Annotated in this window: 29 protein-coding genes and 1 pseudogene; 14 read left to right on the top strand and 16 right to left on the bottom strand. The window is 63.0% G+C overall.

The genetic code is table 11. The features are described 5' to 3' along the window. Positions 1 to 10 precede the first annotated feature (10 nt). From NDB2M4_RS18000 to NDB2M4_RS18020, 5 genes are all read right to left on the bottom strand, one after another. Entirely contained in the window at positions 11 to 409 is a 399-nt protein-coding gene (locus NDB2M4_RS18000) for a hypothetical protein (protein ID WP_072377536.1), read from the bottom strand. A 137-nt stretch (positions 410 to 546) separates the two neighbouring features. Further along, positions 547 to 1,074 carry a hypothetical protein gene (locus NDB2M4_RS18005; RefSeq protein WP_072377538.1) on the bottom strand — a complete coding sequence of 176 codons (528 nt, stop codon included), beginning with the start codon at positions 1,072 to 1,074 and terminating at the stop codon, positions 547 to 549. Further along, on the bottom strand, positions 1,064 to 1,513 hold the full coding sequence (locus tag NDB2M4_RS18010; protein WP_072377540.1) for a DUF1810 domain-containing protein: 450 nt from the start codon (positions 1,511 to 1,513) through the stop codon (positions 1,064 to 1,066). The genes NDB2M4_RS18005 and NDB2M4_RS18010 overlap by 11 nt, the downstream gene beginning before the upstream one ends. Before the next feature lie 10 nt (positions 1,514 to 1,523). Further along, positions 1,524 to 2,240 (bottom strand): methyltransferase family protein, encoded by a 717-nt coding sequence (locus NDB2M4_RS18015; protein ID WP_072377542.1) that lies wholly within the window; start codon positions 2,238 to 2,240, stop codon positions 1,524 to 1,526. Between the two features lie 15 nt (positions 2,241 to 2,255). Beyond that, positions 2,256 to 3,842, bottom strand: coding sequence for a L,D-transpeptidase scaffold domain-containing protein (locus NDB2M4_RS18020; RefSeq protein ID WP_072377544.1), 1,587 nt, complete (start codon positions 3,840 to 3,842; stop codon positions 2,256 to 2,258). Positions 3,843 to 4,008: 166 nt separating this feature from the next. On the opposite strand from NDB2M4_RS18020, the gene NDB2M4_RS18025 reads away from it, so the two are divergent. Continuing rightward, entirely contained in the window at positions 4,009 to 4,851 is an 843-nt protein-coding gene (locus tag NDB2M4_RS18025) for a 1-acyl-sn-glycerol-3-phosphate acyltransferase (RefSeq protein WP_072377546.1), read from the top strand. Between the two features lie 34 nt (positions 4,852 to 4,885). On the opposite strand, the gene queF is transcribed toward NDB2M4_RS18025, so the two are convergent. The 8 genes from queF to NDB2M4_RS18065 form a co-directional block, all read right to left on the bottom strand. Continuing rightward, on the bottom strand, positions 4,886 to 5,347 hold the full coding sequence (queF, locus tag NDB2M4_RS18030; protein ID WP_072377548.1) for a preQ(1) synthase: 462 nt from the start codon (positions 5,345 to 5,347) through the stop codon (positions 4,886 to 4,888). Between the two features lie 4 nt (positions 5,348 to 5,351). Continuing rightward, positions 5,352 to 5,735, bottom strand: a complete 384-nt coding sequence (locus NDB2M4_RS18035) for a 6-pyruvoyl trahydropterin synthase family protein (protein WP_072377550.1) — start codon at positions 5,733 to 5,735, stop codon at positions 5,352 to 5,354. 41 nt (positions 5,736 to 5,776) lie between these two features. Next, entirely contained in the window at positions 5,777 to 6,403 is a 627-nt protein-coding gene (gene queE / locus NDB2M4_RS18040; RefSeq protein WP_072377552.1) for a 7-carboxy-7-deazaguanine synthase, read from the bottom strand. Positions 6,404 to 6,466: 63 nt separating this feature from the next. Further along, positions 6,467 to 7,492, bottom strand: coding sequence for an aldo/keto reductase (locus NDB2M4_RS18045; RefSeq protein ID WP_072377553.1), 1,026 nt, complete (start codon positions 7,490 to 7,492; stop codon positions 6,467 to 6,469). Between the two features lie 97 nt (positions 7,493 to 7,589). Beyond that, a complete protein-coding gene (locus NDB2M4_RS18050; protein WP_072377555.1) occupies positions 7,590 to 8,117 on the bottom strand; it encodes a Dps family protein in 528 nt (175 codons plus the stop codon). Between the two features lie 219 nt (positions 8,118 to 8,336). Further along, positions 8,337 to 9,086, bottom strand: coding sequence for a carbonic anhydrase (locus NDB2M4_RS18055; RefSeq protein ID WP_072377557.1), 750 nt, complete (start codon positions 9,084 to 9,086; stop codon positions 8,337 to 8,339). A gap of 44 nt (positions 9,087 to 9,130) precedes the next feature. Further along, positions 9,131 to 9,841 carry a 7-cyano-7-deazaguanine synthase QueC gene (queC, locus tag NDB2M4_RS18060; RefSeq protein ID WP_072377559.1) on the bottom strand — a complete coding sequence of 237 codons (711 nt, stop codon included), beginning with the start codon at positions 9,839 to 9,841 and terminating at the stop codon, positions 9,131 to 9,133. An 11-nt stretch (positions 9,842 to 9,852) separates the two neighbouring features. After that, entirely contained in the window at positions 9,853 to 10,212 is a 360-nt protein-coding gene (locus NDB2M4_RS18065) for a GFA family protein (protein WP_072377561.1), read from the bottom strand. A 144-nt stretch (positions 10,213 to 10,356) separates the two neighbouring features. Between NDB2M4_RS18065 and eno the strand changes: the two genes are divergently transcribed. The 13 genes and pseudogenes from eno (at position 10,357) to NDB2M4_RS18130 (ending at position 21,059) form a co-directional block, all read left to right on the top strand. Then, complete coding sequence (gene eno / locus NDB2M4_RS18070; protein WP_072377563.1) at positions 10,357 to 11,646, top strand: phosphopyruvate hydratase; 1,290 nt, start codon at positions 10,357 to 10,359, stop codon at positions 11,644 to 11,646. A 210-nt stretch (positions 11,647 to 11,856) separates the two neighbouring features. Then, positions 11,857 to 12,123, top strand: a complete 267-nt coding sequence (locus NDB2M4_RS18075; protein ID WP_244536223.1) for an FtsB family cell division protein — start codon at positions 11,857 to 11,859, stop codon at positions 12,121 to 12,123. Between the two features lie 167 nt (positions 12,124 to 12,290). After that, the gene (gene pdhA / locus NDB2M4_RS18080) at positions 12,291 to 13,325 is read left to right on the top strand and encodes a pyruvate dehydrogenase (acetyl-transferring) E1 component subunit alpha (protein ID WP_072377567.1); all 1,035 of its coding nucleotides are present in this window, start codon (positions 12,291 to 12,293) and stop codon (positions 13,323 to 13,325) included. Positions 13,326 to 13,378: 53 nt separating this feature from the next. After that, positions 13,379 to 14,773, top strand: coding sequence for a pyruvate dehydrogenase complex E1 component subunit beta (locus tag NDB2M4_RS18085; RefSeq protein WP_072377569.1), 1,395 nt, complete (start codon positions 13,379 to 13,381; stop codon positions 14,771 to 14,773). 14 nt (positions 14,774 to 14,787) lie between these two features. Further along, complete coding sequence (locus tag NDB2M4_RS18090) at positions 14,788 to 15,249, top strand: hypothetical protein (protein ID WP_072377571.1); 462 nt, start codon at positions 14,788 to 14,790, stop codon at positions 15,247 to 15,249. Between the two features lie 35 nt (positions 15,250 to 15,284). Next, positions 15,285 to 16,211: pseudogene (locus tag NDB2M4_RS18095) on the top strand (2-oxo acid dehydrogenase subunit E2); the annotation flags it as partial. A 234-nt stretch (positions 16,212 to 16,445) separates the two neighbouring features. Then, positions 16,446 to 16,961: a hypothetical protein gene (locus NDB2M4_RS18100; protein WP_072377575.1), complete on the top strand. Its 516-nt coding sequence runs from the start codon at positions 16,446 to 16,448 to the stop codon at positions 16,959 to 16,961. 153 nt (positions 16,962 to 17,114) lie between these two features. Next, positions 17,115 to 17,420, top strand: coding sequence for a hypothetical protein (locus NDB2M4_RS18105; protein ID WP_244536224.1), 306 nt, complete (start codon positions 17,115 to 17,117; stop codon positions 17,418 to 17,420). Between the two features lie 88 nt (positions 17,421 to 17,508). After that, positions 17,509 to 18,972, top strand: coding sequence for a dihydrolipoyl dehydrogenase (gene lpdA, locus NDB2M4_RS18110; protein ID WP_072377579.1), 1,464 nt, complete (start codon positions 17,509 to 17,511; stop codon positions 18,970 to 18,972). A gap of 22 nt (positions 18,973 to 18,994) precedes the next feature. Next, positions 18,995 to 19,252, top strand: coding sequence for a GlsB/YeaQ/YmgE family stress response membrane protein (locus NDB2M4_RS18115; protein ID WP_072377580.1), 258 nt, complete (start codon positions 18,995 to 18,997; stop codon positions 19,250 to 19,252). Between the two features lie 33 nt (positions 19,253 to 19,285). Next, positions 19,286 to 19,558 carry a GlsB/YeaQ/YmgE family stress response membrane protein gene (locus NDB2M4_RS18120; protein WP_072377582.1) on the top strand — a complete coding sequence of 91 codons (273 nt, stop codon included), beginning with the start codon at positions 19,286 to 19,288 and terminating at the stop codon, positions 19,556 to 19,558. Positions 19,559 to 19,603: 45 nt separating this feature from the next. Next, positions 19,604 to 20,569, top strand: a complete 966-nt coding sequence (lipA, locus tag NDB2M4_RS18125) for a lipoyl synthase (protein WP_072377584.1) — start codon at positions 19,604 to 19,606, stop codon at positions 20,567 to 20,569. Between the two features lie 19 nt (positions 20,570 to 20,588). Continuing rightward, positions 20,589 to 21,059, top strand: a complete 471-nt coding sequence (locus NDB2M4_RS18130) for a type II toxin-antitoxin system RatA family toxin (RefSeq protein WP_072377591.1) — start codon at positions 20,589 to 20,591, stop codon at positions 21,057 to 21,059. A 22-nt stretch (positions 21,060 to 21,081) separates the two neighbouring features. On the opposite strand, the gene NDB2M4_RS18135 is transcribed toward NDB2M4_RS18130, so the two are convergent. The 3 genes from NDB2M4_RS18135 to NDB2M4_RS18145 all read right to left on the bottom strand — a co-directional run bounded on the left by NDB2M4_RS18135 (position 21,082) and on the right by NDB2M4_RS18145 (position 22,985). After that, complete coding sequence (locus tag NDB2M4_RS18135; RefSeq protein ID WP_072377593.1) at positions 21,082 to 21,879, bottom strand: pentapeptide repeat-containing protein; 798 nt, start codon at positions 21,877 to 21,879, stop codon at positions 21,082 to 21,084. Then, the gene (locus NDB2M4_RS18140; RefSeq protein WP_072377595.1) at positions 21,872 to 22,390 is read right to left on the bottom strand and encodes a CinA family protein; all 519 of its coding nucleotides are present in this window, start codon (positions 22,388 to 22,390) and stop codon (positions 21,872 to 21,874) included. Before NDB2M4_RS18140 ends, NDB2M4_RS18135 begins: the two co-directional genes overlap by 8 nt. 106 nt (positions 22,391 to 22,496) lie before the next feature. Continuing rightward, positions 22,497 to 22,985: a MarR family winged helix-turn-helix transcriptional regulator gene (locus NDB2M4_RS18145; protein ID WP_072378299.1), complete on the bottom strand. Its 489-nt coding sequence runs from the start codon at positions 22,983 to 22,985 to the stop codon at positions 22,497 to 22,499. Positions 22,986 to 23,001 lie beyond the last annotated feature (16 nt).

Genomic DNA, 23,001 nt, shown 5'->3' on the forward strand with positions numbered 1-23,001 from the left:
AAGCGCAGCATTAATTCGTCGACAGATACAGCATCGCCATGATCATGCAGATCAGCGCGAACTGTGTGGCGACGCGCGCCCGCATGAAGCGTTCGCTGTCATCCTCGGTGTGTCCGGCGACGACATTCCAGACGCCGAGCGCCAGGCCGCCGATGATAGTGCCGCCGAGCAGGATCGCCGCATAGGGCGCGAGTCTTTGCAGGATATCCAGAGGATGTCTGGCAAAAGCTGCCGACAACCGCGCACTCAACGTGTCGAAGCCGGAATAGATCGCAATCGCTGCAAATGCCGCGATCACGCCAGTCATGCTCAGCGCCAGCACGTAGCGGACGTTGTGGCCGGTGACGCCGCTGCGCACGTCGTCCGCGGAGATGACGAGATGGTGCGCTTCATCATAGTGGGCAGCCATGACTTGGGCTCCTTTCAAAAGGCCCAACCATCAGGCGCGGATCGGCATAGGGTCGAGATTGCCGACCCGGTCGAGCCGAGACGATCCCGGCTTCATCGTCATATGGGAACGCCGAGGGCCCGCGGTTAGCCCCGAGGCTAACGCGCTGCAGCAGCAAAGCTGATGCCGGCGGCGATCTCGTCGAGCGGATGCGACGCAGAGAACAAGTTCCTTCCGTCACAGCCAGCGTTCAGGGACTGCACCAGATAGGCGGACCCGCCGTACTTAACGCAGGTCACCACACCAATAGGCGTGGCATTGCGGCAGCCAGTATGAGCTTCGAACCGTTCACCCGCGACGCCGCCAACGGTCACAGGCGCGCGCGAGATGTTGTCGGTCTCGTATACGCCGAGCGAAAACGCTGCCAGCGCCAGCGCGTGGCAGCTCTCGCCATCGTCTAGAACCCGCATTGCAACAGGGTCTGCGTGCCGCATTGCATCGCCGATGGGTTCGAACTCGATCCGCTGAGGTCGCGTCACCGCGTGCCAGCGCGTTCCGTCATAAGTGACGCGCGCATCGCCCAGCTCGGCAATCGCTTCTTCGGCCGCGGCCCATAACAACGAGGCGCAGAGCAGGGCGACGGCGACTGCGCACCCGATACGCGTCCGCGCAAAGTTATTGCCCACGCGCAGCGATCTCCTGCAAGCGATCGAACGTTCCCGCGTCCGGATAGCCGAAGTATTTCGCCAAGGCTTCGGAGAACTCTGCCGCCTCGGGCGCGACGATGGAGAACAGCGTCATCGACGAATGAAACTTCATGTCGTCCGGCGCGCCAAAAATATCCTCGATCCGGCGCCCCTCGACGGCGTTCACGATGCGCGTGCATTCGCGCAGCCGCGTACCAAGAACGGGATGCATGAGATAGACGTGCGCCTCGTCGATCGAACCGATCGAATAGCGCTGCGCCATCGCGCTGGAGCCCAAGCCGGATATCTGCGGAAAGATGAACCACATCCAATGGCTTTGCTTCCGCCCGGCGCGCAATTCGCCCACGACGCGATCAAAAACCGGATCCTGCGCCGCCAAAAAGCGCTGAAGATCGAACCGGTCGTCACCAGATTGCACTGCGACCTCGCTACCAGATCCAGGGGACTAGCCGGAAACGGACCCGCTCGGTGTAATCGGAATATCCCTCCAGCTCTTCCTTCAGAGTCTCTTCCTCCCAAACGGCCCGCACTGCAAAGATCAAAACGATCACCGCCGCGATGCCTACGGCCCACCAGGAGCCGAGCAGAAATGCGATGCCGAAGAAGTAGAAGGCGACGCCGGAATACATCGGGTGACGCACGTAGGCGTATGGCCCCGTCGAAATAACTTTGTGGCCGCGCTCGCCCTGAATACGTACCACCGTTGACGCGTAGGCATTCGTCGCCATGACGACGTGGAACATGTAGAGGCCGAAAGCGACGCCCAATGCGCCGAGCGCCTCCAGCCAGACCGGCATTTGCGAAAAGCCTATGCGCTTGGCATCGATACCGGCCGCGATCGGCAATGCCGTGCATACGACGATGATGGCCACGAGCAGCACCTTGTCCCAGGGCTTCTGCTCTTTCTGGATCGGGCCGCGCATGCGCTCGCGCAGGAGGCTCGGGTTATCGCGCGCGATGATGAGGCCGGACGCGACGCCAAGCACGCCGCTCAAGGCCAAAAACGCCCAGGCCTGTGGCCAGTCGACGGTACCTGCTGACACGAACAGCACGGTCGCGAGCGCCAGGGTCCAGACAAGTGTCTGCTTCAAGAACCGCCAGACGAGCGCAGGATCAAGCCGCGCAACACCCGATGGCAATGACATCGATCATCCTCACACTCAGAACCCGCCGCCCAGCGCGTTGCCGACCATATCGATGATCGTCGATGGCTGCTTCGGACGCTTCTGCTGACGCGCAACCGGAGCCGGGTTGAAGTTGCTCGGATCGTCCGCGCCCGAGCCGGCGACAGGCGCCAGATGATTGCGCCCGATGTCGATCTTGTCCCACTCACCGGCAAGCGCCTGCGTGATCCGCTTCTCGTGCCCGTAGATGTCGTTGAACGTCTGCAGCTTGCCCTTCTCGTCGACCCAAGCCGTGAAGTAGACGAGGTGCATCGGGATCTTCTTCTCGAGCACGATCTCGTTGTTGCGCGGCCCCGTCTCCATGGTCGCGTCGACCTTGGCTGCATCCCAGCCCCTGTCTTCCTGCAGGACCAGTTCGGCCATCTTCATCGGATTGCGCAAGCGCAGGCAGCCGTGGCTCAGAGTGCGCACCTTCTGCCCGAACATCCACTTGTCGATCGTGTCGTGCATGAAGATCGTGTGCTGGCTCGGGAACGTGAACTTGACGACTCCCATCACGTTCTTGCGCCCCGGCGGCTGCACCACTTCGTAATCCAGGATGTTCGCCCGGTTCCAATCGATGCTGCGGTAATCGAGCGGCTGTCCGTCCTTCGTCTGCAATTCCAGATCGTATTGCCGGAACATGCTTCCGCCGCGGCGCAGGTTCGGGCCCAGCTCGTGCGCCTTGATCGAATCCGGCACGCGCCACATCGGCTTGAACACGACGGTCTTCAGATTGCGCGTGAAGATCGTGGTCTGCTTGCCGGTCTCGCCCACGACGATGCGCTCCGAGTGGATCGGCACGCCATCTTTGTAGAGGTAGACGAGATATTCCGGCACGTTGGCGAGGATGTGGACCTGCCCCATATCGTCGGGCATCCAGCGCCATTCTTCCATGTTGGCCTGGATCTTCTTGCCGAGCGGTTTGTCTTTGTTGGCCAGGTACACCTGACGCAGTTTCTCGAATTGCGGCTGCTGCGGATGCAGCGATCGCAGGTAACCGGCAGGATCGGATGAACCGACAGCCTCGCGGAACACCACCTCGGGGTCGCGCAACTGCGGCTTGCGGTCGAGGTTGGAGTTGAGCAGGATCGCCGGATCGGTAATGCGCCCGCCGCGCGCATAGCGCGCATACTTCAGAAGCGCGAGCGAGATCTCGACATCGGCTTTGCCGATCTTCTCACTGGAGAGCTGCGCGGCAGGCGGGATGATCGGCAGATCGAAGTCCTTCGGATCGAGCCCCCAATCGGCAGCATTTAGAATCTCTGCGCCAAGCGCCGCGCCGCGTTCAGTAAGGCCACCCTCGCTCAGCCAGATCGGCGCATCGCGCCGCGCGGCGTAGAAATCGGAGAGCACCGCGCGCTCTTTGATCTCTTGTGCCGAGCCCTCGGCTGGCAGGCTGTTCAGCTTCGTGCGAACCGCGCTCGCAACCGGATTGGTGTCGACCGGGGCCGCCAATGGCGGCGCGAGGGCTGGATCGCTGGCCATAGGTGGACTGGCGACCGGCGGTGCGGCGGCGTCGGCAGCCCGGGCGCTGAGGAGCGACAGGACCGCGGCAAGCGTCAATATCGTTGAGCGAATCATTCCCCCTCCGAAGGCCGGCACGCTAACCGAGACACGCCTTTCTGGCCAGCGTACGGCATGGCGCCGATTAGGGCGCGGGCCGGCCCTTTCCAAGGGCATTTTCTTTTCACACAGTTGTCCGAAAGCCCCGTCAATCTGGGCCCCGGCCCCTCACGGACTATGTGCCTTGCAATTTCCCGAGCTTTCCTACGCCAATCCCGACGATCCCCCTCTGAAGCGGGGCCTGATCCGCACTCTTGAGCGAGTCGCCGGCCGCGACTACTTCGCTCCGATCTATCAGCGCTGGCGCACCGAAACACTCTCCCAGACCGGCAGCCAGGTGATCCGCCCGATGCTGGATATGCTGGGCATCGATCTCCGGATCATCGCGCGGCAATGGCCCATCGAAGTCGACCCGACCCACCCCTTGGTGATCGTCGCCAATCACCCGTTCGGCATCGTCGATGGGTTGGCGGCCCTGGCGCTGGCGGAAGACCTTCGCCGCCCGTTCAAGGTGCTGATCAACCGCGAGCTGCTGAAGGTGCCCGAGCTCGAGCCCTATTCGCTCCCCATCGACTTCCGCGAGACCGAGGAAGCGATCGCCCGGAACCTCGCAACGCGCCGCGAGGCTATCCGGCTGCTGGGGGAGGGGACCACGATCGTCGTATTCCCGGCCGGCGGCGTTGCGACCGCAGCGCGCCCCTTCGGACGGGCCGAGGAGTTGCCATGGAAGCTCTTCACCGCGCGCCTGGTGCAAGGCGCCCGCGCCGCGGTGCTTCCGGTTTACTTCGAGGGGCAGTGCAGTCCGCTATTCCACCTCGCATCGCGCATCTCGATGACGCTGCGGCTATCGCTGCTGATACGGGAGTTTCGCCGCGCCGTCGGCACGCGCCTTACCGCCCACGTCGGCGATGTCGTGCCATTCGATGAGCTGGAACATCGCAGCGATCGGCGCGCCCTGATCGCGGAGCTTTACCAGCGCGTGCACGCACTAGCGCTTCCGGAAAAGTGGGAACCGGTTTTCCGATAAGAAGTGCGACCAAACAATGCCCGACGCTGCCTGCTTAGCCGCGCCCGCGATAAGGAGGCACGCCCTGATCGGGAACCCAAAGCCCGGCCGGAACGGGGCCCGTCTGCCAGAACACGTCGATCGGCATGCCGCCGCGCGGATACCAGTAGCCACCGATGCGCAGCCAATGCGGATCGAGCAGGCTGACCAGTCGCTTGGCGATGGCGATGGTGCAGTCCTCGTGGAAGGCGCCATGATTGCGGAACGAGCCGAGGTACAGCTTCAGCGACTTCGACTCCACCAGCCACTCCCGCGGCACATAGTCGATCACGAGCTGTGCAAAGTCCGGCTGCCCCGTCACCGGGCACAGCGAGGTGAACTCGGGAGCGGTGAAGCGGGCGAGATACTGTGCGTCCGGATGCGGATTCGGCACACGCTCCAGCACCGCCTCTTCCGGGCTCTGCGGCAGCTTCGTGGCCTGACCGAGAATGGTGACGCTGGTGTCTTTCTGGCCCATTCGATTACTCCGCCGCCAGCCGGGATGGCGCCGGGCCGAAATAGATGGCCCCTTCACGGCAGCTATCGCGTGAAATCTCGATCTGCGCCAAGCCGGGGACGCGGTTCTGCAGCCGGTTCCACAGCCAAATGGCGATGCGCTCCAGCGTCGGTGCTTCAAGCCCCTCGATCTCGTTCAGCAGCCGATGATCGAGCGCGTCCTGGGCATCGGCCATCATCTCGGCCAGCTGGTCGAAGTGGAACACATAGCCAGTGTCGTCGCCCGGCACGCCGTCGATGAAAACGCGCGCACGGAACGAATGACCATGCATGCGCGAGTTCGGATGCCCAGGAGGGGCACTCGGCAAGTAGTGGGCGGCCTCGAATAGAAACTCTTTGTATATGCGCATGCGGGCTCTCTAAGGGATTTTCCGCTGCAATTCCAGAGGCCTTAAGGAATGCCCAGCAGCTTGTGCGTCTGTAGCGACAAACGCCAGGCTGGATGGGCGCGGCAATAGCTTATGGCTGCCTTCGTGTTTACCACCACGTCCGGCCCGTCCATCGGCTGGAGGAAGCGGTGCGTGAAGGCTAGACCCGAGAAGTCGTCCGGATCGAGCCCTGCCTGCGGAAAGACGAGCTTCAATTCGTCGCCTGAGCATTGTTTGAGGTCAGCCCCGGCCTTGGGACTGACGCAGATCCAGTCGATCGAACGTGGCACCGGCAGGGTGCCGTTGGTCTCTATGGCGATGGTAAAGCCCTTCTCGTGCAGGGCATCGATGAGGTCATCGTCGACCTGCAGCATCGGCTCGCCGCCTGTCAGCACCACGAAGTCGCAGCCCGAGCCATCGGCCGCTACAACACAGGCGGCCGCAAGATCGGCCCCGGTGGCAAAGCGCCCGCCCCCTTCGCCATCCACGCCGACAAAATCGGTATCGCAGAACTGACAGGTGGCCTTGGCGCGGTCCACCTCACGGCCCGACCACAGATTACAGCCGGCAAAGCGGCAGAATACGGCCGGGCGCCCGGCGTGGGCGCCTTCCCCTTGCAGCGTGTAGAACATCTCTTTGACCGCATACATGCGGGCATCCGTAATCGCCCCCGCCCGCCCATTCAAGCGGGGGCACAGTGGCCAGCCAACCGGTCAGGAGGGCAGGGTGGGCCCCGACCCGGCGCCGGTCTTCTCGATGGTCGCCGCGATTTCCTTGAGGTCAGCCTGGGTCAGATCGAGCCGGGCAGCATCGATCCAGCCATCGACCTGCTCCGGTGAGCGGGCGCCCACGATCGCTCCGCTCACGCCTGGCCAGGCGAGCGTCCAGGCAATCGCCGCAGACGCTGCGTCGCTCCCATGCCTCTCGCCCACAGCCTTCATGGTGGCGGCAAGGGCGAGGTTCGCCTTCAGCTTGTCGCCCGTGAACTCGGCATTTCGCGAGCGCCAGTCGTTGGCCGGAAGCTTCTTCGCCCGCTCTTCGGTGAAGGCACCCGTCAGCAGCCCCGATTGCATCGGGCTGTAGACGATGACACCGGTGTCATGCGCGACGCACCATGGCAGCTCATTGGCGGCAAACTCACGCCGGATCGCTGAGAACGGCGGTTGCAGCGTATCGACGTGGCCGATCTTCTCCGCCGCTTCGAGCTGCCCGACATTGTGATTGGAAAGACCGACCGCGCGCACCTTGCCTTGCCTTTTTAGGTCGAGCAGCGCGCCCCAATAGTCCGCAATCGGCGTACCGTCCTTCGCGGGCCAGTGCATCTGATAAAGGTCGATGCGATCGACGCCGAGCCGCTTTAGCGAAGCTTCGCATTCGGCGCGGATGCTCTCGGGCTTGCCGACATTTTGCGGCGGCGCCATGTGGTTGTTCTCGTCCCAGCGCAAGCCACACTTCGTGAAGATCAGCGGCCTCTCGCTGTGCGGTATGTCCTTCAGCGCCGCGCGCACCACCTCTTCGGAATGGCCGAGGCCATAGATCGCTGCGGTGTCGATCCAGTTGATCCCGCGTTCGACCGCATGGCGAATGGCCGCGATTGATTTGCTGTCGTCCTGATCACCCCAGCCGACCGCCCAGTCGCCGCCACCGATAGCCCACGCCCCCAGCCCGACCGGCGTGATCGACATATCGGTGCGCCCGAGGCGACGCTTGGGAAGATCGGATTTTTTCACTTCGCTCATCGCCCAGCTCCCGGTTGCGGTTTAAGCCGTGAGACCATCCATAAATGCGTCGAGGCGGCAGAAATTTCCGCCGCCTCTCTCAACCCTTTTCAATGCATCAGAGCGCGTGCTTCTCACGCGTTGATTCATAGAGGAACCATACGCGGCGTTCCGCCTCGTCCATCCAGACTTCCAAAAGGCTGGCGGTCGCGACGTCGCCCTTCTCGTCGCACAAATCGTGCGTTTCCTTCATCCGCCCGACGAGGTCTTTATTGTCGTCGCGCAGTTCGGCAAGCATGTCCTGCGGCGTGACGAACGGAGCATCGTTGTCCTCGACGCGCTGCAGGCGCGAAATCTCTCCAATGGAATGCAGCGTCGTCCCGCCGATCTTGCGTACGCGCTCAGCCAGTGGATCAGTCATGGCGAAAATCTGGTCTGCGTGCTCGTCGAGCAGCAGGTGGTAATCGCGGAAGTGTGGTCCGCTCATGTGCCAGTGGAAGTTCTTTGTCTTCAGGTACAACGCAAACGTGTCGGCCAGCAGGGCGTTGAGCGCGCCCGACAAATCGCGAATTGCATTGCTGTCATAGATGCTTGGGGTCTGCAGCGGCGCCTTGCGACGCTCCGCTGCTTTGGTCATGGTGCTCATCAGGGGTTCTCCTCGGTCGTCGTATGACGAGAGTATATGCGCCCCTACATATGCGAACGCATACACAAGGTTGCGACCCCCACTAATGACAGGTTGATGCGGCGTTTAACGCGCATTTGCCAAAAGAACTTTTCAGATACTTGAAACTATCGGCTGGCCAGTCCCTGTCCGCAGCAACTGTGGTGGCTGCAGCGAAGCAGCCACCAGGACTGTTTTACGTCAGCGGCCGAACACGATTGTGCGCTTATTCAGCGCCTGAACAGGTCGGCTGTTGTCCGGATAGAGCTTGGCGAACGCCTCGAGCTGTTCCTTGGAGACCGTGATCGGCTCTGCGAACACCACCCACTGGACGATCTCGCTGCACGGCGGCGTCGTAAGCGATCCGGCGTAGCGATAGAATTTCGACGTGCTGGGCACCAGCTTCGCGAAATCGACGTCCGCCTTAGACGGCTTCTCACCCGGCTGCTGCGGCGCAACCTCCCACAGTTTGGCAATTTCCGCGTTGGCTTGGCCTTCCTCGATCATCACGCCGAGCACCAGCAACTTGCCGTCGGCACCCTTATGAACGAAGTGGGCCTCCATCGGTGCGTGCTTGCCGTCGATGGTGTGCTCGCTTGGATGATGGAAGTGCACCTGCTGAAAGGCATAGGGCTTGCCGTCGAACGACGTGACATTCCCCTTCGCAGCAGCTGCCTGGATCGTATGCCCGTTGTTCATCACCACCGGCGCAAACGGCTTCCACTCCAGAGCCAGGGCTTCGTTTTGGCCCGAATGCGCGTCGGTAAGGTTCACCGGCGACTGCTGTATTCCCTTGCTGCAGACCGCAAAGTCGCTGTTGAGCGAGCCCCAGTTCGCCGGACCATCAGGCCCCTCGTAGGCCCAATGAGCATGAGAATGCTCCTCAGCGAAGGCTGGAATAGCGAGGGCGGCAAGCGCCAGGCCGATGGCTGCGCGGCAGATGTGATTCATGGGTTGGGACCGATCAATAAAAGGTGACTGAAAATGCTGCCTCGTCAGGCGAGGCCAGTTTCGCGCTTCCAGATTTCCCAACCCTTACGTCTGAGGTCACAAGCCGGACAATGTCCGCAGCCATAGCCCCAATCATGCCGGCGTGAGCGGATGCCCAAATAGCAGGTGTGGCTTTCCTCGACGATGAGGTCGACCAGCCTGTCGCCTCCGAGCCTGTCGGCCAGCGCCCAAGTTGCCGCCTTGTCGATCCACATCAACGGCGTCTCGATGATGAAGCTCGCGTCGGTTCCGAGCGAAATCGCTTTGGCTAGTGTCTGCAACGTATCGTTGCGGCAATCGGGATAGCCCGAGAAGTCAGTCTCGCACATGCCGCCCACCAGCGTGCGTATCCCACGCCGGTACGCGAGCGCAGCGGCATAAACGAAGAACAGCAGGTTGCGCCCCGGAACGAACGTGGAGGGGAGCCCCGCTTCGCTGATCTCAATTTCAGCATCGCGCGTCAGCGCCGTATCGCTGAGGCGCCCCAGCTCCGGAAGCTCGAGCATGTGGTCCGGTCCAAGCCGTTCGTCCCATGCGGGCCTCAGCTCACGCAAACTGGCGCGTAGCTTGTCACGCTGTGCAAGTTCGGCCGAATGTCGCTGCCCATAGTTGAAGCCGACGGTCTCGACGCGCGCATACCGGTCGAGTGCCCAGGCGAGGCACACCGTCGAATCCTGCCCACCCGAGAACAGAATCAGCGCCGCTGCATCCTCCATCTTCGCGTCCCTCACAGGCTGGCCCCATCGAACTTGCGAACGTTGAGCGTATCAAGGTCGACCCCGTCGAGGCACCGCACGTTGACCGCCACCATCTCCGCACCGTCGGGCTGGCGCCCGCGCGCAAACGACCCGACGCCGCATGTCGCGCAGAACAGGTGGTGGATCACCTTGTGATTGAAGAGATAGTCTGTGAGACGATCCTCACCGCTTCTCAGGGTAAACTTTTCCGCAGGTGCGAAGGCGAGCAGTGCCCCCCGCTTGCGGCAGATCGAGCAGTTACACGAGATCACGCCATCAAGGCTCATCTCGACCTCGTAGCGCACAGCGCCACAGTGGCATCCGCCCGTATATGTCGCACTCTCGCTCATGCTCGTGTCCTCGTGCTTTGGGGTGGGGCAGTTTCCCCTTCCGGGCGGGCTGATTTTCGGCCCTTTGCGCATCCTTAAAGAGCGGCTAAAAGGCGCCGGACCCTCCCACGCCGGTTCGCGGCTCGCAACTCATAAGGTATCGACATGACCGCCATCATCGACATCATCGGCCGCGAGATCCTCGACAGCCGCGGCAACCCGACGGTGGAGGTCGATGTGGTTCTGGAGGATGGCTCCCTCGGCCGCGCGGCTGTGCCGTCCGGCGCCTCGACCGGCGCCCACGAGGCGGTGGAGCTGCGCGACGGCGACAACGGCCGCTATCTGGGCAAGGGCGTCGAAAAGGCGGTCGACGCGGTCAACACCGAAATCTTCGACGCCATCGCCGGCATGGACGCCGAGGATCAGCGCGGCATCGACGCAGCCATGATCCAGCTCGACGGTACGCGCAACAAGTCTCGCCTCGGCGCCAACGCCATCCTCGGCGTCTCGCTGGCGACGGCGAAGGCCGCGGCGATCTCTTCGGGCCTGCCGCTCTATCGCTATCTGGGTGGTGCGGCGGCTCACGTGCTCCCTGTTCCGATGATGAATATCGTCAACGGCGGCGCGCATGCCGACAACCCGATCGACATCCAGGAATTCATGATCATGCCCGTCTCGGCCGAGTCGATCGCCGACGCCGTGCGCATGGGCGCGGAAATCTTCCACGTCCTCAAGAAGTCGCTGAAGGATGCTGGCCTCTCCACCTCGGTCGGCGACGAGGGCGGCTTTGCGCCGAACCTCAAGTCTGCCGACGAAGCGCTGGGCTACATCATCAAGGCAATCGAGAAGGCGGGCTACAAGCCGGGCGATGACGTCATGCTCGCGCTCGATTGCGCATCCACCGAGTACTTCAAAGACGGCAAGTACATCCTCGAAGGCGAGGGCAAGACGCTCGATTCCGCCGCGATGGTGAAATACCTCGAAGACCTCATCAACCGCTTCCCGATCATCTCCATCGAGGATGGTATGGCCGAAGACGATTGGGAGGGCTGGAAGGCGCTCACCGAAGCCATTGGCAAGCGCTGCCAGCTCGTCGGCGACGATCTTTTCGTCACCAACACCGAGCGCCTCGCCGAGGGCATCAAGCGCGGCATCGGCAACTCGATCCTCGTCAAGGTCAACCAGATCGGCTCGCTGTCCGAGACGCTCGACGCCGTGTCGATGGCCCAGCGTGCGGCTTACACCGCCGTCATTTCGCATCGCTCCGGCGAGACCGAGGACTCAACCATTGCCGACCTCGCAGTCGCCACCAACGCCGGCCAGATCAAGACCGGCTCGCTGTGCCGCTCGGATCGACTCGCGAAATACAATCAGCTCATCCGCATCGAGGGCGAGTTGGGCGACATCGCGCGCTACGCCGGCAAGAGCGTCATTCGCGGCGCAGCTGTCAGCTGACGTCACGCGCCCTGTTTGCTGCACGACGCAAACATCCCGGAGCCTCGCTCCGGGATGTTTTCATTTGCGCCGCCGGCGCACACCGCTTTACCCGCCGTTAAGCACCACGTGGGATAACAACGTGGTCCAACAGATTTGTGCAGCGTAACCCACAAAGTGCTGCGTCAGCCAAAAACACATGATCGACGTTCGAGGCCAAGGCAGGCGACGGTGTTGCTTCTCTGCCTGGGTTTGACGGCCTACTTCGTTCATCATGCAATCAATGGCAGGCACGGCTTCGAGGCGCGATCCAAGCTGATCGAGAGATCAGCTCTGTTAGAGTTCGAGATCAAAAGCCTCGAGGCCGTGCGCGCCAAGCTTGAGCGCGACGTCGCTCTTCTCTCTTCCCCAAAGCCAGATCCCGATCTCGTCGAAGAAATTGCCCGCGAGGTGCTTGGCTTCGTGCGCCCCGACGATCAGGTTGTCACACAGCCTTAGCTCAGGTGACCTCTCCAGTTGCCGTCAGTCATTTGCGGCACGCATGCGCAGATGCAAAATCTGCATGCTTGGAATGATGAGGACGAAGCTCGCGCTTCTGGCCTTCGTGAGCAGGCTCTAGTAGTCTGCGGGCCGACGCATCACACCCCGCGCAGCAGGGCTCCCCGATGGCATCTGAAAAACCGTCTCGCGCCGCATCGACTGCCAAGCGCGCCACTGGCAATGGTCACAAGCAGCCCACTGCCGGCATGACGCGCGCCGAGCGTCTCGACGCCTATACGCGCATGCTGCTGATCCGCCGCTTCGAGGAAAAGGCCGGCCAGCTTTACGGCATGGGCCACATCGGCGGTTTCTGCCATCTCTACATTGGCCAGGAGGCGGTTGTCGTCGGGATGCAGATGGCGCTGCAGCCTGGCGATCAGGTCATCACTGCCTATCGTGATCACGGACACACGCTGGCTACCGGTATGGACGCCAAGAGCGTCATGGCCGAGCTGACGGGCCGGCGCGATGGCTGCTCCAAAGGTAAGGGCGGCTCGATGCACATGTTCGCGCCAGACAAAGGCTTTTACGGCGGGCACGGCATCGTCGGCGCAACGGTGCCGCTCGGTGCCGGTCTCGCTTTCGCCAACAAGTATCGCGGCGACGATCGCGTCTGCCTCACATACTTCGGCGACGGCGCTGCCAATCAGGGGCAGGTCTACGAAGCGTTCAACATGGCGGAGCTTTGGAAGCTCCCGGTGATCTTCATCATCGAGAACAACAAGTACGCGATGGGCACCTCGATCGAGCGAGCGTCATCGACGACGAACCTTTCGCAGCGCGGCTTGTCGTTCAACATACCCGGCGAGCACGTCGACGGCATGGACGTCGAAGCCGTCCGCGCCGCGGGCGAGCGCGCCATAGCATTCGCGCGTTCCGGCAAAGGCCCCATGATCCTCGAGATGATGACCTACCGGTACCGCGGCCACTCGATGTCCGACCCCGCCAAATATCGCACGCGCGAGGAAGTGCAGCAGGTGCGCGAAACGCATGATGCCATCGAGCACGTGCGCAAGCTGCTGATCAGCGATGGCGTCACCGAGGACGAGCTGAAGGCCATCGACAAGCAGGTGCGCGATGAGGTGAACGCCGCTGCCGAATTTGCACTTTCAGATCCCGAGCCCGCCCCGTCCGAGCTCACCACCGATGTAATGGTCTAGAATTCAATCCTCATCCCGGCGCTTGGCCGGGAGCCAAGATGTTACGAGGCCACATGCCTGAAGTCCTCATGCCTGCGCTGTCGCCCACGATGGAAGAGGGCACACTGTCGAAATGGCTCGTCAAAGAGGGCCAGGAGGTCAAATCGGGCGACGTCATCGCCGAGATCGAGACCGACAAGGCAACGATGGAAGTCGAGGCCGTCGACGAAGGAACGCTGTCAAAAATCCTCATCCCCGCCGGCACCGAGAACGTCAAGGTCAACACGCCAATCGCAATCATTGCGGGCGAGGGGGAAAGCGTCCCCGCGCCGAGCGCCCAGAAGGCGCCGGAGCCCGCAACATCAGCGGCGCCTCCCCAGCATGCATCTGCTGCGCCGACAGTCCCTGCAGCCGCCGCCACTCCCGAAACTTCAATCGGCTACGAACCGCCATCCGCCGAGCCGGAGATCGCTCCCGGCACCGAGATGGTCAACCAGACCATGCGCGAAGCGCTGCGCGATGCCATGGCCGAGGAGATGCGCCGCGATCCCGACGTGTTCCTGATGGGCGAGGAGGTCGCGCAGTACCAGGGCGCCTACAAGGTCAGTCAGGGGCTGCTGGAAGAGTTTGGCGACAAGCGCGTCATCGACACCCCCATCACTGAACAGGGCTTCACCGGCGTTGGCGTCGGCGCCGCATTCGCGGGCTTGAAGCCAATCGTCGAGTTCATGACCTGGAATTTCGCGATGCAGGCCATCGACCAGATCGTCAACTCGGCCGGCAAGACGCACTACATGTCGGGTGGCACTGTGCATGTGCCGATCGTTTTCCGTGGCCCCAACGGCGCGGCTGCCCGCGTCGCCGCTCAGCACAGCCAGTGCTATTCGTCCTGGTATGCGCACGTCCCGGGCCTGAAGGTGATCGCGCCATCGACGCCGGCGGATGCCAAGGGCCTTTTGAAGTCGGCGATCCGCGACCCCAACCCGGTCGTGGTTCTTGAGAACGAAATTCTCTACGGCGCGCACGGCGACGTGCCCAAGAGCGACGACTTCCTCATCCCCATTGGCAAGGCGCGCATCGCCCGTGCTGGCAAGGATGCAACTGTCGTCTCATTCGCACGCGGGATGGTCTATGCGCTCGAAGCCGCCGAGCGCCTGGCCAAGGAAGGCATCGACGTCGAGGTCATCGACTTGCGCACATTGCGCCCGCTCGACATGCCGACCGTGCTCGCCTCGGTCAAGAAAACGAACCGCCTCGTTACGGTCGAGGAAGCCTGGCCGGTGTGCTCCATAGGCTCGGAAATCTGCGCCCAAGTCGCCATGCAGGCTTTCGACGACCTCGACGCTCCGCCCGTGAAAGTATCGGGCGCCGATGTCCCCATGCCCTACGCGGCCAATCTCGAAAAACTCGCGCTCCCTTCCGTCGATCAGGTCGTCGCGGCGGTGAAGCAGGTCATGTACGTGTCTTAATCGAACGGGATCAGATGACCGACGTATCGATGACGCAAGCGGAGCTGCTAAACGGCCTTTTCGGCTCGCTGCAGGCCATTCTCACCATCGTGTCGCTGTTCTTCGCCATCGTGTCCGGCTACATCGCAGCGCTGTTCTTTTTTCTGGGCCGCGCCGGTCTGTTCCTGCGGCTCCTGGCCTTCGGCCTGCTCACCATCGGTTTGAGCTTCCTCGGCGGGACGGCTGCCGTCGTCCAATCGATGCAGGAGGGGTTGTTGCAAGCATGGGGGCGCCTGCCGCAGCCAGTTGTTGCCGTCGATAGCCTGCGCAATCCAATGCCGGTATCGAGCGGCCTGCCCCTATCACAGCAGGAACTGGGGGTAGTGACTGGCTGGATCATCGGCATCGGTGTCTATTGCGCACTCGCCTACCTGACATTCCTGCACGACTGGTCGAAGGAAGCTGCCACGCAGCACGCTTCGGGAGGTACAGCATGAGCGCCAACGTGGCAGCAGCCGAGCGCATTCGCATCTCGCCCCTCGCGCGACGCCTCGCGCACGAAGCGGGTTTGGCGCTCGAAGCACTTTCCGGCACAGGACCGCACGGACGCATCATCAAGCGTGACATCGAAGCTGCCATCGCAAATGGCGGTGCCAATCGCGCCGCGGCACCTCAGGCTTCGCACCGTGAGGTCGCAACCGCGCCACCGCCGCCCGCCGCCGCGCTTTCCGACGACAAGATCCTCGCCCTCTACGACAAGGGCAGCTACGAGCTCGTCCCGCACGACAAGATGCGCCGCATCATCGCCGAGCGCCTCACCGTCGCCAAGCAGACGATCCCCCACTACTACCTGTCGATGGACTGCCGTATCGACGAGTTGCTGCGCGCCCGCGGGCGCATGAACGCGGCCTCGCCCGCAGAAGGGCCGCGCGCCTACAAGCTCTCCGTCAATGACTTCATCATCAAGGCGATGGCGCTCGCCCTGCAGGAGGTGCCGGCGGCCAATGCAACTTGGACCGAGGCCGGCATGCTGCAGCACAAGTATTCGGACGTCGGTGTGGCCGTCGCTATTGACGGTGGCTTGTTCACGCCGGTCATCCACCACGCCGAGATGAAATCGCTGTCGGAAATCTCCAACGAGATGCGCGATCTCGCCGACCGGGCCCGCAAGCGCCGCCTCGCCCCGCACGAGTATCAAGGCGGCACGACATCGATCTCCAACCTCGGCATGTACGGAATCAAATCGTTCGACGCCGTGATCAATCCACCGCACGCGACGATCCTCGCCGTGGGCGCGGCCGAGAAGCGGCCGGTGGTCGTGGGCGAGACGCTGGAAGCGGCCACCGTGATGAGTGTGACACTTTCTTGCGATCACCGTGTGGTCGACGGGGCAACCGGAGCTGCGCTGCTCGGTGCATTCAGGGCCTTCATTGAAGACCCCGTGCGTATGCTCGTCTGACCAGAACGTCGCCAAAACTATAGCGAATCGGCTTTGGCCAAAAACGCGTTTACCAAGCCGTTGCGCTGTGGCGCAGCGGGCACGCATTGCGACCTTTCCCCAACTAAGCACCTCCCAAACGGCGCTGGAACGCATAAGAATAGGGCACTTGCTTGCCGTTGGCCCAGGGCGAGACTAGAAGCGGGACACATGCGTGGGCGTACCTGATCTCTCTAGCTCTTGGAGTGAATCCCAATGACGGCGCGCTCAAACGCCATAATCGCAACAGCCGCTTTTGGTTGTCTGCTGCTTGCAGGCTGCGCGGAAGGCAGCCTCGGTTCCACATTCAATACGGGCTCCATCGACCCGCAGAAGCAGGCCGCAGCCGAGCAGGCTGAGAAGTCCAAGCAGGCGCTTTGCGCCACGCTGGTGTCACAGATCGAAGCGCTGAACAACGAAGGCGTCTCCGATAAGGTGGCCAAGGCTGCCGCGAAGAAATACAAGCTGAAGTCCGGCGACCTCGCCAAGGCGGACGAGCTCAACAAGGCGAACACCGAATTCCAGAGCAAGTGCTCGAGCTATCCGCCGCGCATCGCCGCCACCGCTCCCGTCGATCCCGTGACGACGGGCTCGGTTGCCGCAACAGGCACCACGAAGACGGCCAGCAAGGCTAAGCCGCCCGTCCCGACTCAAAAGCCGGTCGCCGCTGCCATGGCGCCGCAGGAGACGACGGCGAGTGCGACAACCACGCCGGCCATCCCGAACCCATAAGCGGGTTTGCGTCCGCTCATCTTTCAGGCGTCGCTGTGTCATCCAGATGCGGCGGCGCCTGAGTGATTTCTGCACATCCCCGCAAGAAGGGTTGCGCCAGGGCAAAGCGTGTGGTGAAAAACGCCCTGGCTTCCAATGCGAGTGGAGGGCACGGTGACAGGTAGCGGTCGGGGCGCACGCGTTTCGGGCGGAGCATTGGCGATCACTCTGGCGGTGATGCTGGCAGGCTGTGCCGGTAACACCGGCAACGGTAGCGGCGATCCCGGTCCTCAGGCGCTGAGCGCCGGTGAGACCTGCCAGGGCATCCGTAGCAACCTCAACAAGCTCGACAAAGAGGGTGTGCCCTCTCTCGTCGAACGGCAGAACTCTGGCCAAAAGCTGCCTGCAGCTCAAAAGGCCAAAGCCGACCTCTACAACCAATTGCTCGATAAGTACCTGGGTGCGCGCTGCCACGTGTAGTGGCGGGCGTCGCACCGGTAATCGAACTTGCTAGCAGAGGCCTCGGCGTCGGGTGACACCGGGGCCTCTTCGCACGGGAGAGCAGAAGATGGGCGCCAGCGACTACGATGTCATCGTCATCGGTGCTGGACCTGGCGGTTACGTGGCCGCCATTCGCGCCGCCCAGCTCGGCTTCCGCACCGCCGTGGTCGAGCGCGCGCATCTCGGGGGCATCTGCCTCAACTGGGGATGCATCCCGACCAAAGCGCTACTGCGCTCCGCCGAAATCGTGCATCTCGTAGGCGAGGGCGAAAGCTTCGGCGTGCGCGCGGGCAAGCCTGAGATCGACGTCGCCGCAATGGTGGCCCGTTCGCGCGCCGTGTCGCGCGAACTGAACGCCGGCGTCGGGTTCCTGCTGAAGAAGAACGGCGTCGACGTGATCTGGGGCGAGGCAAAGCTGCGCGGCCGCGGTGAGATCGACGTCGCCGCCCCGCGCGACACCGGCCGCCCCAATCCCGAGCCACCCAAAGACGCCCGCGGCCCGGGGCGCTACACCGCTTCGCACATCATCATCGCGACGGGCGCGCGTCCGCGTGCACTGCCGGGACTTGAGCCCGACGGCGAACGCATCTGGACCTACTTCGAAGCCATGTTGCCGCCGTCCCTGCCGCGTTCGCTGCTGATCGCGGGTTCGGGCGCCATCGGCATCGAGTTCGCATCCTTCTATCGCGCGCTCGGCTGCGAGGTGACCGTCGTCGAACTGCTGGAGCAGATCCTGCCCGTCGAGGACGCAGAGATCGCCGCTCTCGCCCGCAAGGCCTTCGAGAAGGAAGACATCCGCATCATCACCGGCGCCAAGGTTGCAAGCGTTGAGCGCGGCAAGGATTCCATCACGGCTGACGTCGTCACCTCGGATGGCAAGAGCGAGAAGATCGCGGCCGAGCGCATGATTTCGGCTGTTGGTGTCGTCGGCAATACCGATGGGCTCGGCCTCGATGCGCTGGGTGTCAAACTCGACCGAGGTCTCATCGTCACCGACGGGCTAGGTCGCACTTCGGTCGCGGGCATTTACGCCATTGGCGACGTGGCCGGCGCGCCGATGCTGGCCCACAAGGCCGAGCACGAGGGCGTTGCCTGTGTCGAGGCCATCAAGGGCCTCGACGTTCACGCCCTCGACAAGCTTCGCATCCCCGGCTGCACCTATTCGCGCCCGCAGATCGCATCGGTGGGCCTCACCGAGCAGCGTGCAAAAGAAGCCGGCCGCGAGATCCGCGTCGGGCGGTTTCCCTTTCGCGCCAATGGCAAAGCGCTGGCCCTCGGCGAGCGCGACGGTCTTGTTAAAACAATCTTCGACGCAAAGACCGGCGAGTTGATCGGCGCGCACATGATCGGCGCCGAGGTCACGGAACTGATTCAGGGCTTTGTCATCGCCATGCAGCTCGAGGCGACCGAGGAGGACCTGATGCGCACCGTCTTCCCACATCCGACCCTTTCGGAGATGATGGGAGAGAGCGCCTTGTCAGCTTGGGGCCTTGCCATTCACATTCCGCCAGCCGGGAAGGCCAGCGGCTGATAGGCCGCAGAGGAGATCGCTTATGAACGTGGAAACCCGTGCTCTCGTCGTCTTTGCGGTCATCGGCATTCTCGCCGGCTTCCTTGCCTCTATCCTCATCGGCGGCGGTGGCGGAATCCTGCGCTACCTCATCACCGGCATCGTCGGTGCATTTGTTGGCGGCTATCTGTTCGAAGCCCTGAAGATCGATCTCGGCATCGGCAACAAGTTTCTATCCGAAGTAGTGACGGCAACTGTCGGTGCCGTCATTGTCGTCATATTGGCGCGTATCATCGCATAAGCGCCCAAGGGATTTCTCAGGGGGAAACAGTCAATGGAAAACTACTCGACCTACTTGCCGTGGATTGTCATGGCGGTGAACGGCTTGGTAGCCGGCTGGATTGCCTCCATGGTGCTGGGCGGGCGTGGCGGGTTTATTCGCGACATCTTCATCGGCATCATCGGCGCCTTCGTCGGCGGCGCTCTTGTCCAGGCCGGACTATTGAAGCTCCCCTTCCTTTATGACTGGCCCTGGTTGCACCTCATCGCCGTATCGACCATCGGCGCATTGATCATCATCGTTATCGGCCGCATTGTCGGCCGCTAGGCCCGCTGAGCGCTCGGATTTGCATGGGGCTAGCGGTGTTCTAGAATGCACCGCCCTACCTCACGCAGGATTGTACCCTTGGATACCTCGCCGCCCACCGAACTGACCCCACACCAGCCTGACGCTGCCTTGCGCCCGGCCAAGCCGTCGTGGATCAGAGTGCGGGCGCCGAGCGGTCCCGGTCTCGCCGAGACGGTGCGCGTCGTCCGCAAGAGTGGCGTTCACACGGTCTGTGAGGAGGCCGGCTGCCCCAACATCGGCGAATGCTGGTCGAAGCACCACGCCACTTTCATGATCATGGGCGACACCTGCACGCGCGCCTGCGCCTTCTGCAACGTGCGCACCGGCATGCCGCGCCCGCTCGATCCGACGGAGCCCGCCCGCGTCGCCAAGGCTGCTAGCGAGCTGGGCCTCACGCACATCGTCGTCACCTCGGTCGACCGTGATGACCTGGCCGACGGTGGCGCCGACCATTTCGCGCGCGTGATCTACGCGCTCCGCGAGCAGTCTCCCGGGACGACCGTCGAAGTCCTGACGCCGGACTTCATGCGCCGTCCCGACGCGCTCCCGACTGTGCTGGCCGCGCGGCCCGACGTCTTCAATCACAACCTTGAAACTGTCCCGCGCCTCTATCTGTCGATCCGACCCGGGGCGCGCTACTTCCATTCGCTGCGCCTGCTCCAACGCGCCAAGGAGATCGACCCCAACGTCTTCACCAAGTCGGGCATCATGGTCGGACTGGGCGAAGAGCGCGCCGAGATCATGCAGGTGATGGACGACATGCGCTCCGCCGGGGTCGACTTCCTCACCATCGGCCAATACCTGCAGCCGAGCCCGAAGCACGCACCCGTCAAGCGCTTCATGCCGCCGGCAGAGTTCGAACAGTTGCGCCAGATCGCTGTCGCCAAAGGGTTCGCGCTCGTCGCCTCGAGCCCCTTCACGCGCTCGTCCTACCACGCAGGAGAGGACTTCGCGAAGCTCCAGGCCCAGCGCCGCGCGCGCAACGCTTGAGGCAGGACGGAGCACGCACTTGCCCACCTTCGAGACGTCGCGCCGCGTGCCATTCACCGCCGACCAAATGTTCGCCGTGGTTGCCGACGTCGAGCGCTATCCGGAATTCGTGCCCCTTTGCGAGGCGCTTTCCGTCAAGTCACGCGAGGATGGTTCGACGCACCAGGTACTCATCGCGACCATGAGTGTCGGCTACCACGCCATCCGCGAAAAATTCACCAGCCGCGTTACCTTGCGCCCCCAGCGTCACGAGATCGACGTCGAGAAAATCGACGGTCCGTTCGCGCGCCTCACCAACCGCTGGCGCTTCCGCGACGTGCCCGGCGGGTGCGAAGTGCAATTCCACATCGACTATGCGTTCGCATCCCGAATGCTCTCGATGCTGATGGGGGCCGTGTTCGACAAGGCCGTGCGCAAATACACAGACGCCTTCGAAGCCCGCGCGCGTTCGATCTACGGCAACACACAGACCAGCACACCGGCAAGCTGAATAGACATCCGTCAATTCGCGTTTAGCGGATTGCTTTGTCGACGTTCCGTGCGCTGTCGAGGCCCAGCGCCGTTTCAAGCCCGCGCGCACCCGTTAGCACCGCACCGTCGAGGTCCGCCTCAGCAAGGTCGACGCCCGTCAGATCCGCACCCGTTAGGTCGGCACGCGACAAGTCCGTCTTGCGCAGTACCGCACCCGAAAGGTTGGCGCCGCGCAGATTGGCGAACGACAAGAGCGCGTACGTGAGGTTGGCCCGGCTGAGATTGGCGCCAGACAGGTCCGCACCCGACAGCTCCGTGCGCCAGATGTGTTCGATGAAGCCGGTGCGATTGAATGGCGCCAGCGTTGCACCGGAAAGATCGGCTCCCCGGAAGCTTGCACGATTGAATCGCCCAAAAAGGCGCGCACGAGTGAGCTTGGTGCCGACGAAGCTCGCCGCCTCGTTGCTCGGTGCCGCCAGAGTAGAAAACGTCGACGGACGCAGAAAGCTCGCATCCGAGAGATCGGCGCCATCGAACCGCGACCCGATGATCGTCACGCGATCGAGCCGCGAGCCCTTCAGTTGTGCGTTCGACAAATCTGCGCCGGTGAGGTCCGCACCGAACAGATTGCTGCTGCTCAAGTTGGCCGCTTTGAAATCAAGGCCGCTCAAATCCATCTCGCGCAGGTCATGCCCGGCAAGCTGCGGTGGCCGGCTGCGGTCGGCGTTGTAAAGCTGGCTCGTGAGGTCGCGCACGCTGATGTCGCCTGCCGATGCAGCCGTGATCGCCAGCACCAGGCAGGTGGCGATCGCCGACACCTTTGCAAGCGGACTAGTCATGCGGCATGCCCGGTGTGATCGCGCCTGCCATCAACGCGATGCCTTCGCGGACGCTGGAGAGGCGAATCTCCCGCCGCCCGATATCTCCGAAGCGGCACTCTATCACCCGCGTGGGCGCGCCACGTGCGGCAACACCGAGATAAACCAGCCCCACTGGCTTCGCCGCAGTGCCGCCGTCGGGACCGGCAATCCCGGTGACCGATAGGGCAATGTGTGCGGGCGAGCGAGCGAGCGCGCCATCAGCCATTGCGCGCGCCACCTCCTCACTGACCGCGCCGTGGCGCTCGATCATTTCGGGGGGGACGCCGAGCAGATCGCTCTTGGCGGCGTTGGAGTAGGTGACGAACCCGCGCTCCACCATGCCCGATGAACCGGGCACCTCCGTAAGTAGTCCCGAGACGAGCCCGCCAGTGCAGCTCTCAGCCGTGACAACCAACAGCGAATGGCGCTGCAACTCGGCGAGCAGCGCCTTAGCGGCATCGTATAGGTCCTGCGGGAACAGCGTGCTCATGCGCCTCGCACGGGGATATCAACGGACAAGCGAAAGGGGGCGCATAAGCACCCCCTTCAGTATAGTCCCTTGAGCGCCCGCAAGGTCAAACGCCTCGAAAGGCGCTTCAGGCCGGCGCAAGCTTCTCGGCTTGATGCAGCAGGTGATCCAGCGTGCTGAGGCTCTCAGCACCCATGACCGTAAATGCCCGCTTCTGCGCATCCTGCCAGATCGGGAACGCATCCTTGAGGATGGCCTGACCCTTCGGCGTCAGATGCAGTCCGCGGCCACGACGGCCGGCCGGCGGATCCATGTTGATGTGCCCGAGCGCCAGCAGACGCTTCAGGTTGCGCGACAGCGTCGACTTCTCGATGTCGAGTTCGTGGCCGATCTCGACCGCAGTGATCGCATCGCGCTGCGCGAGCTGTGCCAATAGCGTGTACTGGCTTGCGGTAATGCCAAGCGGGCGCATGGCGTCGTCGTAAACGCGCGTAATGATGCGCGAAAGCTGACGCACTCGCGTTGCAAGGCATGCGCTGGCGGTGGTTTCGGCGATATCAGAAATGCTAGCCGTTTCGACCGGCTTGCGCTCCAGCGTGTTGGTCATCAGGTTCATGTCGGCCCCCCGAAGG

This window comes from Hyphomicrobium sp. NDB2Meth4 (assembly GCF_900117445.1).
In the GTDB taxonomy this organism is placed as follows: domain Bacteria; phylum Pseudomonadota; class Alphaproteobacteria; order Rhizobiales; family Hyphomicrobiaceae; genus Hyphomicrobium_A.

Bases quoted from the DNA above. Each gene is read 5' to 3' on its own strand.
- NDB2M4_RS18000 (WP_072377536.1), bottom strand. From the start codon at position 409: ATGGCTGCCCACTATGATGAAGCGCACCATCTCGTCATCTCCGCGGAC.
- NDB2M4_RS18015 (WP_072377542.1), bottom strand. From the start codon at position 2,240: ATGTCATTGCCATCGGGTGTTGCGCGGCTTGATCCTGCGCTCGTCTGG.
- NDB2M4_RS18020 (WP_072377544.1), bottom strand. From the start codon at position 3,842: ATGATTCGCTCAACGATATTGACGCTTGCCGCGGTCCTGTCGCTCCTC.
- queF (WP_072377548.1), bottom strand. From the start codon at position 5,347: ATGGGCCAGAAAGACACCAGCGTCACCATTCTCGGTCAGGCCACGAAG.
- NDB2M4_RS18035 (WP_072377550.1), bottom strand. From the start codon at position 5,735: ATGCGCATATACAAAGAGTTTCTATTCGAGGCCGCCCACTACTTGCCG.
- queE (WP_072377552.1), bottom strand. From the start codon at position 6,403: ATGTATGCGGTCAAAGAGATGTTCTACACGCTGCAAGGGGAAGGCGCC.
- NDB2M4_RS18045 (WP_072377553.1), bottom strand. From the start codon at position 7,492: ATGAGCGAAGTGAAAAAATCCGATCTTCCCAAGCGTCGCCTCGGGCGC.
- NDB2M4_RS18050 (WP_072377555.1), bottom strand. From the start codon at position 8,117: ATGAGCACCATGACCAAAGCAGCGGAGCGTCGCAAGGCGCCGCTGCAG.
- NDB2M4_RS18055 (WP_072377557.1), bottom strand. From the start codon at position 9,086: ATGAATCACATCTGCCGCGCAGCCATCGGCCTGGCGCTTGCCGCCCTC.
- queC (WP_072377559.1), bottom strand. From the start codon at position 9,841: ATGGAGGATGCAGCGGCGCTGATTCTGTTCTCGGGTGGGCAGGATTCG.
- NDB2M4_RS18065 (WP_072377561.1), bottom strand. From the start codon at position 10,212: ATGAGCGAGAGTGCGACATATACGGGCGGATGCCACTGTGGCGCTGTG.
- eno (WP_072377563.1), top strand. From the start codon at position 10,357: ATGACCGCCATCATCGACATCATCGGCCGCGAGATCCTCGACAGCCGC.
- pdhA (WP_072377567.1), top strand. From the start codon at position 12,291: ATGGCATCTGAAAAACCGTCTCGCGCCGCATCGACTGCCAAGCGCGCC.
- NDB2M4_RS18085 (WP_072377569.1), top strand. From the start codon at position 13,379: ATGCCTGAAGTCCTCATGCCTGCGCTGTCGCCCACGATGGAAGAGGGC.
- NDB2M4_RS18090 (WP_072377571.1), top strand. From the start codon at position 14,788: ATGACCGACGTATCGATGACGCAAGCGGAGCTGCTAAACGGCCTTTTC.
- NDB2M4_RS18100 (WP_072377575.1), top strand. From the start codon at position 16,446: ATGACGGCGCGCTCAAACGCCATAATCGCAACAGCCGCTTTTGGTTGT.
- lpdA (WP_072377579.1), top strand. From the start codon at position 17,509: ATGGGCGCCAGCGACTACGATGTCATCGTCATCGGTGCTGGACCTGGC.
- NDB2M4_RS18115 (WP_072377580.1), top strand. From the start codon at position 18,995: ATGAACGTGGAAACCCGTGCTCTCGTCGTCTTTGCGGTCATCGGCATT.
- NDB2M4_RS18120 (WP_072377582.1), top strand. From the start codon at position 19,286: ATGGAAAACTACTCGACCTACTTGCCGTGGATTGTCATGGCGGTGAAC.
- lipA (WP_072377584.1), top strand. From the start codon at position 19,604: ATGCACCGCCCTACCTCACGCAGGATTGTACCCTTGGATACCTCGCCG.
- NDB2M4_RS18135 (WP_072377593.1), bottom strand. From the start codon at position 21,879: ATGACTAGTCCGCTTGCAAAGGTGTCGGCGATCGCCACCTGCCTGGTG.
- NDB2M4_RS18140 (WP_072377595.1), bottom strand. From the start codon at position 22,390: ATGAGCACGCTGTTCCCGCAGGACCTATACGATGCCGCTAAGGCGCTG.
- NDB2M4_RS18145 (WP_072378299.1), bottom strand. From the start codon at position 22,985: ATGAACCTGATGACCAACACGCTGGAGCGCAAGCCGGTCGAAACGGCT.